We start from the raw sequence: 15,784 nt of genomic DNA, 5'->3' as shown, positions 1-15,784 counted from the left end.
GATCTTCTGTTGTTGCGGCTGCGCGGACGGGGCGCCCGCGGCGTCGCCCGGTCCGCCGCTCAAAGGGCGAGCGCGGCCCGTATCTCCGACAGCGGGCGCGCGTGCGCCGGGCAGCCGATGACCGGGTCCTCGATCGAGCACACCTTGCCGATCAGCTCGCGACTCTCCTCGTCGTGCGGCGTGTAGACCACGATCCGGGTCTCCGGGACGCCGCCCACCGCCAGCGAGGTCGAGTTCAGCCGCACCTCCCCGAGGGAGGAGTGGCGGAAGACCTTTATACGGGGGCCGGGCGGGGCCACGTCGCCGTTCTCCCACAGCCGCGCGAAGGTCTCGCTGGCCGTCGACAGCCTCTCGATGAAGCTCTCCCAGGCGGGCTCGCCCACATGGCAGCCGTACGCCCCGCGCAGACTCGCCACGAGGAACGGCAGCTCCTCGGCGTGGTTGAGGTACGGGTTGCAGCACGCCGGCCGGGTGAACAGCTGCCACAGCACGTTCCCGCCGCGACCGGTGGTGCTGTACACGGCCGGGAAGAGGCCGCGGTACGTGGCGTTGGTGGCCAGGATGTCGTAGCGGGCGCTGTAGACGACGGCGGGGAGCGCTTCGAGGGAGTCGACGATGCTCTGCACCTCGGGGCCCGCCGCCTCCGCGTCGCCCTGGTGGTCGCGTACGTACGGCACCTCGGCGAGGTGGTAGAGGTGCACGCGCTCGGTACGGTCGAGCCGGAGCGTACGGGCGATGGCGTCCAGCACCTGGATGCTGGCGTTGATGGGCCGCCCCTGCTCCAGCCACGTGTACCAGGTGACGCCGACGCCGGAGAGCTGGGCCACCTCCTCGCGGCGCAGGCCCGGTGTGCGGCGGCGCAGGCCCGCGGGCATGCCCACGTCGGCCGGGGTCACTCTCGCCCGGCGGCTGCGCAGGAAGGCGGCCAGCTCGGGCCTGCGGCGTCCGGTCGTCGTCGCCATCGTCGTCACGTCCCCCATCGTCGGCCGTCGTCCTCGCTGTGTCCCGAGTGCTGCCTGGTGCTGTCGGTACCAGCATCGGCGGGCTCTCGTGACCTGGGCCCGAGCCGGGTCAGTATCGGACGCATGACCGATACCTACGTTCCGATTCCGGTGGCCGGACCGGAGGCCAGTAAAGACGACGGCACTGACAATCGACGCCGAGGAGCCGGGGCGCGGCAGCCGCCCCGCCCCGGCAGGCTGCTGGCCATCGTGCTCACCGGCCAGTTCATGGCGCTGCTCGACGCGTTCATCGTGAACGTGGCGGCCCCCGCCATCCGCGGCGATCTGCACGCCTCGGGCTCCGGGCTCCAGTTGGTCGTCGCCGGCTACACCATCGCGTACGCGGTGCTGCTGATCACCGGCGCGCGGTGCGGCGCCCGGTACGGGCACGGGCGGGCCTTCATGGCGGGGCTCGCGGTCTTCACGGCCGCCTCGCTCGCCTGCGGGCTGGCAGGCGGCGCCGGGCAGTTGATCGCCTTCCGCTTCGTCCAGGGCGCGGGCGCCGCCGTGATGCTGCCGCAGGTCCTCAGCCTCATCCAGCGTACGTACACGGGAAGTTCGCGGACGCGGGCCCTCGGCGCGTACTCGGCCGTGCTCGCCTCCGGCGCCGCGGCCGGGATGGCGGTGGGCGGCATGCTGGTCAGCGCGGATCTCTTCGGGACGGGCTGGCGCCCGGTCTTCCTGGTGAACGTGCCGATCGGGCTGGCGCTGCTCGTCCTCGCGCCGAAGGCGCTGCCGAGCGAGCGGGACGAGCCCGGGGAGCGGGCGGAGGGCGTCCGGCGCGGCTTCGATCTGCCGGGCCTGGTGCTGCTCGCCGCGGCGGTGATGGCGCTCACGGTCCCGCTGGTGCTGGGGGAGGAGCAGGGCTGGCCGCTGTGGGGCTGGATCTCGCTCGCCGGGAGCGCGCTGCTGGTGGCGGTCTTCGCGGTGTACGAGTCCCGGCTCGCGCGGCGCGGCGGTGCGCCGCTGATAGCGCCGCGGGTGCTGCGGGCTCCGGGGATCCCGCTGGCCGTCGCCCGTATCGGCCTGGCCATGGCGCTGAACGCGGGCTTCCTCTTCGTCCTGACGCTCCATCTGCAGAGCGGCCTCGGGTACAGCGCGCTGCGGGCCGGGCTGATGTTCGTGCCCATCTCGGTGGCCTTCGGCGTGATCGGGCTCAACTGGCGGCGGCTCCCGGAGCGCTGGCACGAGGCGTTGGCGCCGGCCGGGTTCCTGCTCGCGGCCGGTTCGTTCGCCGGGGTCGGGCTGGCGCTGCGCGGCGGCGGCAGCGGCGGGCCGGGGCTCTACGCGGCGCTGGCCGGCGTCGGTTGCGGGGTAGGGGTCGCGTACAGTCCGACGCTCACCCGGGCGCTGGCCGCGATACGGCAGCAGGACGCGGCGGACGCCAGCGGCGTGCTGGTGACGGCCGCTCAGCTCGGCCTGCTGGCAGGCGTGGCCGTCTTCGGCGCGGTCTTCCTCGGCGGGGCGGGGGCGGCTCCGGGGGCGCGTTCGTCCTCCCACGCGCTGTGGGTGACCGTCCTCGCGCTGGCCGGCACGGCGGTGGCCGCGGCGGGTGCGGGCCTGCTGCGACGGCGGCGCTGACCTCGTAGCCGGCGCATGGCAGAATCGGACGGCCGGTAGGTGGACGGGGTCGAAGGGGAGGGAAGGTGACATGTCGGCGCGCATTCTTGAGGAGGACGGTGCAAGCGGTGCCCTTCTCGCGTCGGCTGCCCCTGATCGTCCGTTCCGCCGGCGGCCCGGCCAGGGGGCCCAAGCGCCCGCCGACCGAGGCGCGGTGTCCTATGGGTGCGTGGCCCGCGGCCAAGCCTGGAGCTGACTGATGGGTGCACACAGCCGGAAATGCGACTGGTGCGGCAGCGGGACGCCGATCGTCCGCGACATGGAGCCGCTCAACTCCGCCTACCAGTACTGGTGCGTGGAGTGCGCGCGGGCGCTGATCATAAAGGGCGACCCGATCGAGACATACCGGGAGCTGGAGGGCGAGCCGATCTACGGGCGGCTGCTCGACGAGCACTGCGCGCTGAAGCGTTTCTACTCGTTCGCGACGGCCTGACGCCGTTTCACGCAGCCTGGACGGATCAGGCTCCGCTACTGCCCGATTCCAAGACTGCCCGGCTCCGGTACTGCGTGGCTCCGCTACTGCCCGGCTCCGGTACTGCCCGGCTCCGGTTTCGTGACGGCCTGGTGCTGCTTCGTGACGTTCTGCCCCGGTGCCGGGCCTTGGTCCGAATTCTCCGCGGAAGCCGGAACTCCCCCGGAACCTACGCGCGTTAACCGGTCAGGAGTTGCCGCCGGAAACGGTCGGCGGCACGGGGGAGCGACACGGGGGTCGCAGCATGACCGATACGGAGATCCAACCTGTCCGGGATCCGGCGGAGGCCGGCGGCGCCACGGAGTCCGCGAAGCGGGCGGCCGCGGCGGAACTCACGCCGTTCATCGACGCCTTGCCCATACCGCCGGCGCTGCGGCCGGGCCGGCAGGAGGCGTTGAACGGCATCGACATCGATCTGACGGCGACCTGGGTCCGGCTGCACTCGCAGTTGCCGCCGACCAAGGTGTGGGCCTACGAAGGCCACTACCCGGGGCCGACCATCGAGGTTCCCAGGGGGCGGCGGCTGCGCGTCCGGTGGAACAACCGGCTCGCGGGGAGCTATCCCGTGACGGCGGTGGAGGCCGTGCCGCAGCAGGGCTCGCCCTCGCCGAGCGATGTGCCGGGCCGCAGCGGCGCGGGGCCGCTCGCCGACGTCGCGGCGCTGCCGCCGTGGACGGTCACGCATCTGCACGGCGCGGTGACCGGGGGCGGCAACGACGGCTGGGCGGAGAACGCGGTGTCGCCCGGCGACAGTCAGCTCACCGAGTACCCCAACGACCACCGGGCGGCCACCTGGTGGTATCACGACCATGCTATGGACATCACCCGTTGGAACGTCTTCGCGGGGCTGGCCGGCCTGTATCTGGTACGGGACGACGAGGAGCGGGCGCTGCGGCTCCCGTCGGGGGAGCACGAGGTGCCCCTGATCATCCAGGACCGCAACCTCGACCAGGACGAGGACGGCAGGCTGACCGGGCGGCTGCTGCACAAGACCGTCGTCGTCGGGAAGGACGCCGCCGACAGGAATGTGACGTTGCCGTTCGCGGGCCCGTACACCCTGGTCAACGGCGTCATCTGGCCGCACCTGGACGTGGCGGCGCGCTGGTACCGCTTCCGGCTGCTCAACGCGGCCAACGCCCGGACCTTCCAGCTCCGGTTGGTCGACGACGTGACGGGGGAGCAGGTGCGCGGCGCGGCGTGGCAGGTCGGTTCGGACGGCGGGCTGCTGCCCCGGCCCGTACCGGTCGACGAGCCGCTGTCCGTCGCGCCGGCCGAGCGGATCGATCTGCTGGTCGACTTCGGGCGGCTGCGGGGGCGCCGTGTCCGGCTGGAGAACGCGGCGCCGGGCGTTCCGTACCCGCAGATCATGCAGGTGCGGGTGGGCGCAGAGCCGGTGCGCGACCCGTTCGTGCTGCCGCAGGTGGTCTCGGCGACCTTCCGGCGCATCACCCATGAGACCGCGCCGAAGCACGTGCACCGGATGGTGGCGCTCACCCCGCCGGGCACGGCGGGCAACGCGCACCCGGAGATCTGGGAGCTGCACGAGGTCGATCCGGGCCACGTCAAGATCCCCAGTGAGGGCGTGGTGCAGGTCAAGGGCGCCGATGGCAAGGTGCGTACGTACCAGCGGGGCGCCCGTACCTTCGACGACGCCCTCGGCTTCATGGTCGAGCACGACGCCTGGGAGCAGTGGAGCTTCCTCAACCTGGGCGGCGCGGGGACCCACCCGATGCATATCCACCTGATCGACTTCCAGGTGCTCAGCCGTGATGTCTATCCGCAGGGCCCGGGGAGCCCGTTCGATGTCCAACTGGGCGGCACCCGCAACCCGCTGGAGTACGGGGGGACCGTTCCCATTTCGCCGGGTGATGCGGCGTGGAAGGACGTCATCCAGGTTCCGGCGGGGCAGATGGTGAATGTGATCGGCCGCTTTCACGGAGCGCACGGCCGCTTCATGTACCACTGCCATCTGCTGGAGCACGAGGACATGGGGATGATGCGGCCGGTGGTGGTGATGCCCGCCGAGGTGATGAAGTTCCACCACGGCGACGCGGGCCACGGGCACGGCGGCCACGAAGGGCACTGAGACGCGGGGCGGCGGCGGCCGCGGATGTCAGGCGCCGCGGAGAACGGGCGGGCGCGGGGTTCGGCTGTACCCCGCGCCCGTGCGCTTCAAGCGTCGGCCGGCAATCGATTTGGCAAGGGACGGGGGCATCCGTGTAATGTAGGCGACGCCGCCGGGGAAACCGGGCGGGCCGAAACAAGGGGCTATAGCTCAGTTGGTAGAGCGCCTGCATGGCATGCAGGAGGTCAGGAGTTCAATTCTCCTTAGCTCCACAATCACGGAGATCCCGCCTGGTCGAATCGACCGGGCGGGATCTTTTTGTGGTCGGGGGTCGTCTGGCCCGTGGGACGGTCCTCCGCGGGGCGGCCCTGCGCCGGTCGGTCTTCCGCCGGCCGGTCCTCGCTGGGACTCGTCCTCGGGCGTGCGCGACGGCGCGGGCGCGGCGCGGGCGCGGTAGGGGCGCGGTGGGGTCCGTACGCTCCGTGCCGTCGGCCAGGGCGTGCGCGGCCTCCCGGAGCCCCAGGCGCAGCACTGGCCCCGGCCGCCGTCACTCCCTCCGCTCCAAACGCAGCGCCAGCGCCGGGCAGCGGCGTACGGCGCGCAGTGCGCGCCCCCTCGAAACCGCCGGGACGTCCCCGGCCGCGAGCGCCGGAAAGCCGTCCGCGCCGAGGTGTACGAGCTCCGGCAGCAGTCCCGCGCACAGTCCGTGGCCCTCGCACAGCGTCCAGTCGACGGCCAGCCGCTCGCCGCTCGGGGCGCCCGGCGCGTCGGGGCCGCCGGGCGACGGCAGCGGCAGTACCCCCGAGGTGCCGCGTCCGCAGCCGTCGCCCAGGACGTGTGCCGCAAGGTCGTCCGTGAACGCCGTGAGGGCCGACAGCACGAAGCGGGCCGCGCCGTCCGGGTGCCCGCAGGCGCCCCGGCGGCGTACGGACTGAGCCGTCTGCCGCACCGCCTCCAGGGCGTCCCGTCCGCCGCCGCCCACCACGTCCGCGAGCGCTCCGGCCAGCGCGGGCAGCCCCAGCCGGCACGGGCCGCACTGGCCGGCCGACTCGGCGGCGAGCCACAGCGCGGCCCGTACGGTCTCGCCGAGCGGGCATGTGGCGGCGGGCAGCGGGAGGACGGCACCAGCGCCGAGGGTTCCCCCTTGGGCGCGCAGCCCCTCGTACGAGAGGGCGGCGCCGTACGCGGTCGCCTGGTCCAGCCAGCCGCCGTGGTAGCCGCCGACCAGCACCCCCGGGGGCGCCGGATCGGCCCCGCAGGACTCCAGTACGTACGGCAGGGGCACGCCGCTGGGCGCTTCGACGACGCGCGGGCGGCCGACCGCGCCGGCCACGGTGAGCAGCAGCGTCCCCGGTTCGGACGGGGTGCCGGTAGTGGCGTAGCGGGCCGTGCCGAGGCGGGCGGCGAGCGCCAGCTGGGCGAAGGTCTCGGTGTTGGACAGCAGCGTGGGCACGCCGCCGAGCCCTTCCTCCGAGGCGTGGACGCGCCGCCCGGGCGGCAGCGGAGGGCCGCCGTCCGCCCCGCGCAGCAGCGCGGACGCCTCGCCGGAGACCAGCCGTTCGGGCAGCCGGACGACCCGCGCGCGCAGCGCTCGCCCGCGCCGGTCGGCGAGCCCCTGTTCGGCCAGGGCGGCCCGTACGGACTCCTCGGTCGCCTCCCGCGTCACGCCGACCACCAGCGTGCGCGCGCCCAGCGCGCCGGCCGCCAGCAGCGCGCCGTCCAGCACCAAGTGCGGCGCGCGGCGCAGCAGTACGGCGTCCTTGCGGCACGCCGGTTCGCCCTCGCAGCCGTTGACCACCACGGCGGGCCGTGTCCCGCGCCGTCGGGCGGCCTCGCCGACGGCCCGCATCTTCCGCGCGAACGGGAAGCCCGCTCCGCCCCGCCCCCTCAATCCGATCGTATCGGCGACCTCTGTCACTTGGTCCTCGGTGAGCGAGGGCATCGAACCGTGCACCACCAGATGCGCCCGCCGCTCCAGCCGCTCCGCGTCGCCGAACCCGGCCGTCAGCCGCGGCACCCCGAGGGTGAGCACCTCGGGCACGTCGGGCAGCGGCCCGGAGGCCGCCCGCTCCCCGGGGGGCGCGTTCACGATCCATCACCCGCGGCGGCGTCGCGCGAGGGGCTCCCGAGGGCGGGGGAGAGCGGGGCGGACCCGGAGCGCGGCCGGGGGACCAGCGGCGCGTCGGCGGCCCGTTGCCGCGCCGGCGGCGTCGTGCGCGCCGGGCGCGCGGAACCGGCGTCGCGCCGTCCGGCGCGGCGGGTGCGGACGACCCGCAGGACCAGCGCGCCCGCCACCGCCGCCAGGCACAGCCCGTAGCAGACGCTCACCCAGGCGGTCGGCGGGCGGCCGGACTTGAGGCCGTGCAGGATCGCCGCGCACCACGCCGGGTACGCGCACGCGTGCAGGGCCCGCCAGCGGCCCGCGGCCCGGCCGCGCCCCGCGAAGGCGCTGCGCAGGACGCCCGTGGCCGCGGCGAGGACCATCAGATGGCCGGCCAGCGCCCCCAGCCCGATGAGCCCGCCCGCGCCCCGTACCCCCATGGAGAACGGCAGCAGGGCGGCGAGCGGGCCCACATGGGCGTCCGCGACCTTGAGGGCGACGTGCAGCAGCAGGAAGCCGAGGGCGCAGACCGCGGTCGCGCGGTGCACGGCCTGCGCGAGCAGCCGCCCGCGAGGGGTGAGCAGCGCGCGGCCGGAGGCGATGAGGCCCCAGACGACCGTGGCGGTCAGGGAGAGCAGCGTGAGCACGCCGCCGGTGTAGTCGAGGAACCGGCGCGCTCCGCCACCCGCCGCGAACGGCAGCACCAGCGCGAGGGCGAGCAGTGCGAGGGTCCCGGCGGCGAGCGCCTGACGGGGCGGTCCCAGGGTCCCGGCGCGGCCCCAGCGGTGGATGTGCATGCCCGCACGCTAGGCACCGGGGCCCGGCGGTACGGCGGCCTTCCGGCAACCGCGACGGCCGGCGGGGCGTCGCTGCTAACGTCGGTCCGTTCACCGGGCCTTCGCCGCCGCCGTGCCTCGCGGATGTCTTCCGGCGGCCCGTCGGCAAGCGGCTGCGAACGCCGCCCAGCATTCCTGATCATGACCCTTCCTTGGGCCCTTCTTGGTGAACGCATGCCCCCTGTATGAACACTTGGCCGAAAGAGTGGCGGTTTACGTGGGTGCTACATCCAGCACCTCCGTCATATGCGATGGATCGGACCGCAGGGGGTTCCATGAGATCAAGCCGCTCCAGAGTGCGCGCCGGACTGGCCGCGGCGGCGACGCTGCCGCTGGTCGCCGGCGCTCTCGCGCTCGGCGTGCCCACCGCCGACGCCGACTCCGGCCCGCACGACCGGCACGCGCTCCAGGGCACCAAGCCCCTGTGGGCCACGCCCAAGGCCGACCGCGGTGACACGCCCAAGTCGAACAAGGTCGCCGTGCGCGTCTACCTCGCCGGGCGCGACGCCCCCGGCCTGGCCGCGTACGCCCGGTCCGTCTCGGACCCGAACTCGGCCTCGTACGGCAAGTACTTGAGCGCGAAGCAGGCGAAGGCCCGCTTCGGCGCCACCACGGCGCAGATAGCCAAGGTCAGCGACTGGCTGACCTCCTCGGGCCTCAAGGTGACCGGCGCCAACGGCCACTACGTCTCCGTGAGCGGCGACACGGCCGCCGCCGAGAAGGCGTTCGGCACCAAACTGCACAACTACGCGAAGGACGGGAAGACCTACCATGCCCCGTCCAGCGACGCCACCGTGCCCACGGCGCTGAACGGCGCGGTCCTCACCGTCGTCGGCCTCAACAACGCCCCCCGGCTGGCCAAGCACGACGCGACGCTGCCGCCCCCGAGCGCCGTCTACCGCAACTCCGGCCCGTTCTCCACGTACTACGGCTCGAAGGTCAATAAGAACCTGCCGTCGGCCTACGGGACGCACCAGCCGTACGCGGTCAAGGGCTACACCGGCAAGCAGCTGCGCGCCGCCTACGGGGCCAAGAACTTCACCGGCAAGGACGTGACCGTCGCGATCACCGACGCGTACGCCTCGCCGACCATCGCCGCGGACGCCCAGCGGTACGCCAAGCGCAACGGCGACAAGAGCTACCGCAAGGGCCAGCTCTCCCAGGTGCTGCCCGACGAATACACGCACACCGGCGAGAACGAGTGCGGCGCGGCCGGCTGGTACGGCGAGGAGACCCTCGACGTCGAGGCCGTGCACGCCGTCGCCCCCGCGGCCGACATCGTCTACGTCGGCGCCGCGTCCTGCCAGGACGACGACTTCATCGACACCCTGAACAAGGTCGTCGACAACCGCCTCGCCGACATCGTCTCCAACTCCTGGGGCGACGTCGAGGCCAACGAGACCCCGGACACGGCCGCGGCCTACGACCGGATCTTCCAGCTGGGCGCCGTCGAGGGCATCGGCTTCTACTTCTCCTCCGGCGACAACGGCGACAACGTCGCCAAGACCGGCACGAAGCAGGTCGACACCCCCGCGAACTCCCCGTGGGTCACCTCCGTCGGCGGCACCTCGCTCGCCGTCGGCAAGGGGAACAAGTACCAGTGGGAGACCGGCTGGGGCACCCACAAGAGCGACCTGTCCAAGAGCGGCGACAGCTGGACCTCGCTGCCCGGCGCCTACAACAGCGGCGCCGGCGGCGGCACCAGCAAGCTCTACGAGCAGCCCTTCTACCAGCGCGGCGTGGTCCCGGACTCGCTCTCCAAGGCGAACGGCTCCAAGCCGATGCGCGTCGAGCCCGACATCTCCGCGGTCGCCGACCCGCAGACCGGCTTCCTGGTCGGCCAGACCCAGACCTTCCCGGACGGCTCGCAGCAGTACGCCGAGTACCGGATCGGCGGCACCTCGCTGGCCGCGCCGGTGATCGCGGGCGTCCAGGCGCTCGTCCAGCAGGCGCGGCACGGCGTGCCGGTCGGCTTCGCCAACCCGGGCATCTACGACCGGTACGGCACCGGCGCCTACCACGACGTCACCGACCACCCGCTGGGCCAGGGCCGCGGCCTCGGCGTGGTGCGCGTCGACTACGCCAACGGCTTCGACGCCAAGGACGGGCTGCTCACCTCGCTGCGCAGCCTGGGCGGCGACAGCTCGCTCTCCGCGACCGTCGGCTACGACAACGTCACCGGCGTCGGCTCCCCGGCGAGCGACTACGTGACCTCGTACCGGCCTGGGAAGCGCCACTGAGCCTCCCCGTACCGGCAGGGCGCCCGCCGGCCGCTCAGCGGCCGGCGGGAGGCCCGTACGGCGACGACAGGGCCCGCACCGGGGCGAACCTCGGTGCGGGCCTTTCGGCGGCTGCGGTAACCTGACCCCATGCGTGCCGTACGCCTTCTGCTTAGCCGGCCGCGCTGATCAGCACCGACTGGCGGATTCGGCCAGTCGGACTCGGCGCGGCGTCCCCTCCTGTGCGAGGGGATTTTGCATTTCAGGTGCAGTTTCCGGATGCAGTCCAGATGCGGGCAGACAGCAGAGACGATCGATGGAGCTAGGACGATGAGCGAGACCAATTCCGCCGCCGAGACGGCCGCGCCGCACCGTTACACGGCCGCACTGGCCGCTGACATCGAGGCACGCTGGCAGGACTTCTGGGACGCGAACGGCACGTACGAGGCGCCCAACCCCAGCGGCGACCTGGCGGGCGCGCCCGAGACCGTGGCGCTCCCCAAGAAGTTCATCATGGACATGTTCCCCTACCCGTCGGGCTCGGGGCTGCACGTAGGCCACCCGCTGGGCTTCATCGCCACCGACGTGCACGCCCGCTACCACCGCATGACCGGCCACAATGTTCTGCACACGCTGGGCTTCGACGCCTTCGGGCTGCCCGCCGAGCAGTACGCGGTCCAGACCGGCACCCACCCCCGCGCCTCCACCGAGGCCAACATCGTCAACATGCGGCGGCAGCTGCGCCGGCTGGGCCTGGGCCACGACAAGCGCCGCTCGGTCGAGACGATCGACCCCGACTACTACAAGTGGACGCAGTGGATCTTCCTGCGGATCTTCAACTCCTGGTACGACGACGAGGCCCGGCGCGCCCGCCCCATCGACGAACTGGTGGAGCAGTTCGCCAGTGGTGAGCGGCCGACCCCGGACGGCCGCCCCTGGAGCGGCCTGAGCGCCGCCGAGCGCGCCGACATCCTGAGCGGCCACCGCCTGGCCTACGCCTCCGACGCGCCCGTCAACTGGTGCCCCGGCCTGGGCACCGTACTGGCCAACGAAGAGGTCACCGCCGAGGGCCGCTCCGAGCGCGGCAACTACCCCGTCTTCAAGGCCAAGCTGCGCCAGTGGAACATGCGCATCACCGCCTACGCCGACCGGCTGCTGGACGACCTGGACGGGCTGGACTGGCCCGAGGCCATCAAGCTGCAGCAGCGCAACTGGATCGGGCGCAGCGAAGGCGCGCGGGTGGCCTTCCCCGTAGGGGAAGAGAAGATCACCGTCTTCACCACCCGGCAGGACACGCTGTTCGGCGCGACCTACATGGTGCTGGCCCCCGAGCACGAACTGGTCGAGAAGATCACCCCGGCCGCCTGGCCGGAGGGCACCCACGAGGTCTGGACCGGCGGCCACGCCACCCCCGCCGACGCCGTCGCCGCGTACCGCAAGCAGGCCGCCTCGAAGTCCGACGTCGAGCGGCAGGCCGACGCCAAGGAGAAGACCGGCGTCTTCACCGGCGCGTACGCGACCAACCCGGTCAGCGGCGAGCGGACCCCCGTCTTCATCGCCGACTACGTGCTGATGGGCTACGGCACCGGCGCGATCATGGCCGTCCCCGCGCACGACAGCCGCGACTTCGCCTTCGCCCGCGCCTTCGAGCTGCCGATGCGCTGCGTCGTCGAGCCCGCCGACGACCGCGGCACGGACCCGGCCGCCTGGGACGCCGCCTTCGACTCGTACGACGCGAAGCTGCTCGACTCCGCGAACGAGGAGATCTCGCTGAACGGCCTGGGCGTCGCCGACGCCAAGGCGGCCATCACCGAGTGGCTGGCCGAGCGCGGCATCGGCGAGGGCACCGTCAACTTCCGGCTGCGCGACTGGCTGTTCAGCCGCCAGCGCTACTGGGGCGAGCCCTTCCCGATCGTCTACGACGAGGACGGCGTCGCCCACCCGCTGCCCGAGTCGATGCTGCCGCTGGAACTGCCCGAGGTCGAGGACTACTCCCCCCGGACCTTCGACGCCGACGACGCGGACACTTCCCCGGAGACCCCGCTGTCCCGCAACGAGGACTGGGTGAACGTCACCCTGGACCTGGGCGACGGCAACGGCCCGAAGCGGTACCGCCGCGAGACCAACACCATGCCCAACTGGGCCGGCTCCTGCTGGTACGAACTGCGCTACCTGGACCCGCACAACAGCGAGCGGCTGGTCGCCCCGGACACCGAGCGCTACTGGATGGGCCCGCGCGAGGGACAGCCGCACGGCGGCGTCGACCTGTACGTCGGCGGCGCGGAGCACGCCGTGCTGCACCTGCTGTACGCGCGCTTCTGGTCCAAGGTGCTGTTCGACCTGGGGCACATCTCGTCGGCCGAGCCGTTCCACAAGCTGTACAACCAGGGCATGATCCAGGCGTACGTCTACCGGGACAGCCGCGGCATCGCCGTGCCGGCCGCCGAGGTGGAGGAGCGCGACGGCGCGTACTACTACCAGGGCGAGCAGGTCAGCCGGCTGCTGGGCAAGATGGGCAAGTCCCTGAAGAACGCCGTCACGCCGGACGAGATCTGCGCCGAGTACGGCGCCGACACGCTGCGCCTGTACGAGATGGCGATGGGCCCCCTGGACGTCTCGCGCCCCTGGGACACGCGGGCCGTCGTCGGCCAGTACCGGCTGCTGCAGCGGCTGTGGCGCAACGTCGTGGACGAGGCCACCGGCGAGGTCGCGGTCGTCGACGCCGAGCCCGGCGAGGACACGCTGCGCGCCCTGCACAAGGCCATCGACGGCGTCCGGCAGGACCTGTCCGGGCTGCGCTTCAACACCGCCATCGCCAAGATCACCGAGCTGAACAACCACGTCACCAAGGTGCGCGAGGTGCCCCGGTCCGTCGCCGAGCCGCTGGTGCTGCTGATCGCGCCGATGGCCCCGCACATCGCCGAGGAGCTGTGGCGCAAGCTGGGCCACCAGGACTCCGTGGTCCACCACGACTTCCCGGTCGCCGACCCCGCGTACGTCGTGGACGAGACCGTGACCTGCGTCGTACAGCTCAAGGGCAAGGTCAAGGCGCGCCTGGAGGTCTCCCCGTCGATCTCCGACGAGGAGCTGGAGAAGTTGGCGCTGGCCGACGAGGCCGTGGTCGCGGCGCTGGGCGGAGCGGGCATCCGGAAGGTGATCGTCCGGGCGCCGAAGCTGGTGAACATCGTTCCGGCCTAACCGCCGCGGCGACGTCTCGGGGTCTTTCCCTAAGGGCAGGTTGCGGGTTCAATCGGGACCCGCGGCCTGCCCGCGGCGTTTACGGTGGAGGAAGGCGAAAGACCACTGACCACTGACCACCGACCGATGGATGCCGGGAGAGCCGGAGAGCCGGAGAGCTGGAAAGTCGGCAAGCTGAAGAGCCGACCGGAAGAAGGCGCTGTGGAAACCGAAGCGGGACTGTCGGCTGTTGTTGGTTTTGACCGTTGGTTGTTGGCCGTTGGTTGTCGGAAAACATTCCTGCCGAGCCGCTGAGGAGCGCCCATGGAGGCCGTAGCCGTGATCGTTGCGCTGTTCTTCGCGGCATTCGTGGCGCTGGGGGTGATCGCCGCCGTCAAGACCGTACGGGCCGTGAAACGCGGCGTCGACCGCACGGTCCACCAGACCCGGCGGACGGTCGAGGACACCCGGCTGAAGGCCAAGCAGTACACCCAGCCCGGCGCCGCCGGCGAGCTGGCCGAGCTGCGGCTGTCGCTGCGCACGGCGATGCGGGCGACGCAGGACGCCCTGAACCTCGCCGCCACGGAGGACGCCTCGCTCTCCGAGGCGATGGGCCTCTTCAAACGGCTCAGCGAGCACGGGCACAAGCTCGACGACGAGCTGCGGCGGCTGGAGGGCGAGCCGGACAAGGCCCGGATCGCCGCCCGGCTGCCGGAGCTGCGGGAGCGTACGGACCGGGTCCGGCACTCCGCGAACTCGCTGCGGTGGGCGGCGCAGGACCGGGCCCGGCAGTTCGGCGACGACGACTTCGCGGCGCTCCACGACCAGATCGATCTGGAGGCGGGGGCGCTGCGGCACTGGGTGCCCGCTGCGGATGGGGTCGACGGGGTCGATGGGGCCGGCAGGGCTTCTGGGGCGGGTGAGGTGCCGGGTGCCGCGGGTCCGGTAGGTTCGGCGGGTTCGCGGGGCGGTGTGAACGGCGCGGCACGGGCCGGTTCCGGCAGCGCTGCGGGCGAGGGCGGGAAGGAGCGCGAGGGCGACGGCGAGGGGCTCGGGGGCAGGCCGTCCGCGATCTCCGACGGCCGTGGCCGACAGCGTCCCGCCTACCCCTGGCAGAAGACCAGTCGCCCCGAGAACAGCCTCTGACCTCACTGGGCACGCACGTAAGGTGGGATGATCACCCGGCAGGGTCGGCACTGCCGCCGCGAGAGCCTGACGGGTAACCTCCGGGGCATGTCCCCCCATGTCGCGATCATCACCGATTCCACGGCCTACCTGCCGCAGCAGGCGATGGAGCGGCACCGCATCACGAGCGTTCCGCTGACGGTCGTACTCGGCGACGAGGCGCTCGAAGAGGGCACCGAGATCTCGGCCCGCTCCGTCGCGACGGCCCTCCAGAAACGCAGGCCGGTGACGACTTCCCGGCCCAGCCCCGCGGTCTTCGCCGCCGCCTACCGCGCGGCGGCCGAGGCGGGGGCCGCGGGCATCGTGTCGCTGCATCTGTCGGCCGAGTTCTCCGGTACGTACGACGCGGCGGTGCTCGCGGCGCGGGAGGCGCCCGTTCCGGTACGGGTCGTGGACACCGGCATGGTCGCGATGGCGCTGGGCTTCTGCGCCCTGGCGGCCGCCGAGACGGCGGACGCCGGCGGGTCCCTGGACGAGACCGTCGCGGCGGCCGAGAAGCGCGCCGAGGGCACCGCCGCGTACTTCTACGTCGACACCCTCGACTACCTGCGGCGGGGCGGCCGGATCGGCGCGGCACAGGCGCTGCTGGGCTCGGCGCTCGCCGTCAAGCCGCTGCTGCGACTGGACGGCGGCCGGATCGAGCTGATGGAGAAGGTGCGTACGGCGTCGAAGGCCATAGCCCGGCTGGAAGAGCTCGTGGTCGAACGGGCCGGGGCGAGCCACGTCGATGTCGCGGTACACCATCTGGCAGCCGCCGAACGGGCCGACGCACTCGCCGAACGGCTCCGGAACCGGCTGCCGGACCTCGCGGAGCTGCATGTCAGCGAGGTGGGCGCGGTGATCGGGGCCCACACGGGTCCGGGGCTGCTGGGGGCTGTGGTCTCGCCTCGATGACCACCCGTGCGGGTGGCCGAGTTATCCACAACTGGCAAGTTATCCACGGAACTTGAGGGCTCTCAGCGGGATCGGCTGATCGCGCGTACCGTCGCTCGACATGACACCACGATCACGCACAGCGACGACGGGTCCGGGCCGTGGCCCCGACCCACGCACCGGCCGACGCCGCGTCGTGCACCGCGCCGTGCGCCGCGCACCGAGTACGGCTCCG

General features: G+C 72.7%; 10 protein-coding genes and 1 tRNA gene. 8 read left to right on the top strand and 3 right to left on the bottom strand.

The window, feature by feature from the left end; all coding sequences use genetic code 11:
- Window positions 1-59: 59 nt before the first annotated feature.
- Window positions 60-980: a helix-turn-helix transcriptional regulator gene (locus AB0I22_RS18020; RefSeq protein WP_363131769.1), complete on the bottom strand. Its 921-nt coding sequence runs from the start codon at window positions 978-980 to the stop codon at window positions 60-62.
- A gap of 105 nt (window positions 981-1,085) precedes the next feature.
- On the opposite strand from AB0I22_RS18020, the gene AB0I22_RS18015 reads away from it, so the two are divergent.
- The 4 genes from AB0I22_RS18015 to AB0I22_RS18000 all read left to right on the top strand — a co-directional run bounded on the left by AB0I22_RS18015 (window position 1,086) and on the right by AB0I22_RS18000 (window position 5,430).
- The gene (locus AB0I22_RS18015) at window positions 1,086-2,582 is read left to right on the top strand and encodes an MFS transporter (RefSeq protein WP_363131768.1); all 1,497 of its coding nucleotides are present in this window, start codon (window positions 1,086-1,088) and stop codon (window positions 2,580-2,582) included.
- Window positions 2,583-2,820: 238 nt separating this feature from the next.
- Window positions 2,821-3,054, top strand: coding sequence for a hypothetical protein (locus tag AB0I22_RS18010; protein WP_030366518.1), 234 nt, complete (start codon window positions 2,821-2,823; stop codon window positions 3,052-3,054).
- 283 nt (window positions 3,055-3,337) lie between these two features.
- A complete protein-coding gene (gene phsA, locus AB0I22_RS18005) occupies window positions 3,338-5,179 on the top strand; it encodes an O-aminophenol oxidase PhsA (RefSeq protein ID WP_363131767.1) in 1,842 nt (613 codons plus the stop codon).
- A gap of 178 nt (window positions 5,180-5,357) precedes the next feature.
- Window positions 5,358-5,430: transfer RNA gene (locus AB0I22_RS18000), tRNA-Ala, on the top strand.
- A gap of 275 nt (window positions 5,431-5,705) precedes the next feature.
- Here the strand turns inward: AB0I22_RS18000 and AB0I22_RS17995 are convergent.
- Window positions 5,706-7,247 carry an NADH-ubiquinone oxidoreductase-F iron-sulfur binding region domain-containing protein gene (locus AB0I22_RS17995; RefSeq protein ID WP_363131766.1) on the bottom strand — a complete coding sequence of 514 codons (1,542 nt, stop codon included), beginning with the start codon at window positions 7,245-7,247 and terminating at the stop codon, window positions 5,706-5,708.
- On the bottom strand, window positions 7,244-8,056 hold the full coding sequence (locus AB0I22_RS17990) for a hypothetical protein (RefSeq protein ID WP_363131765.1): 813 nt from the start codon (window positions 8,054-8,056) through the stop codon (window positions 7,244-7,246). Before AB0I22_RS17990 ends, AB0I22_RS17995 begins: the two co-directional genes overlap by 4 nt.
- A 314-nt stretch (window positions 8,057-8,370) precedes the next feature.
- Between AB0I22_RS17990 and AB0I22_RS17985 the strand changes: the two genes are divergently transcribed.
- The 4 genes from AB0I22_RS17985 to AB0I22_RS17970 all read left to right on the top strand — a co-directional run bounded on the left by AB0I22_RS17985 (window position 8,371) and on the right by AB0I22_RS17970 (window position 15,570).
- Window positions 8,371-10,335, top strand: a complete 1,965-nt coding sequence (locus tag AB0I22_RS17985; RefSeq protein ID WP_363131764.1) for a S53 family peptidase — start codon at window positions 8,371-8,373, stop codon at window positions 10,333-10,335.
- 309 nt (window positions 10,336-10,644) lie between these two features.
- A complete protein-coding gene (gene leuS, locus AB0I22_RS17980) occupies window positions 10,645-13,512 on the top strand; it encodes a leucine--tRNA ligase (protein ID WP_363131763.1) in 2,868 nt (955 codons plus the stop codon).
- Between the two features lie 303 nt (window positions 13,513-13,815).
- Window positions 13,816-14,637: a hypothetical protein gene (locus AB0I22_RS17975; RefSeq protein WP_363131762.1), complete on the top strand. Its 822-nt coding sequence runs from the start codon at window positions 13,816-13,818 to the stop codon at window positions 14,635-14,637.
- Window positions 14,638-14,724: 87 nt separating this feature from the next.
- Window positions 14,725-15,570, top strand: coding sequence for a DegV family protein (locus AB0I22_RS17970; protein WP_363131761.1), 846 nt, complete (start codon window positions 14,725-14,727; stop codon window positions 15,568-15,570).
- Window positions 15,571-15,784 lie beyond the last annotated feature (214 nt).

Source organism: Streptomyces sp. NPDC050610 (genome assembly GCF_040654875.1).
Taxonomy (GTDB): domain Bacteria; phylum Actinomycetota; class Actinomycetes; order Streptomycetales; family Streptomycetaceae; genus Streptomyces.
Note: the sequence above shows the minus strand (reverse complement) of the source record. Positions and strands in the feature narration are given on the sequence as shown.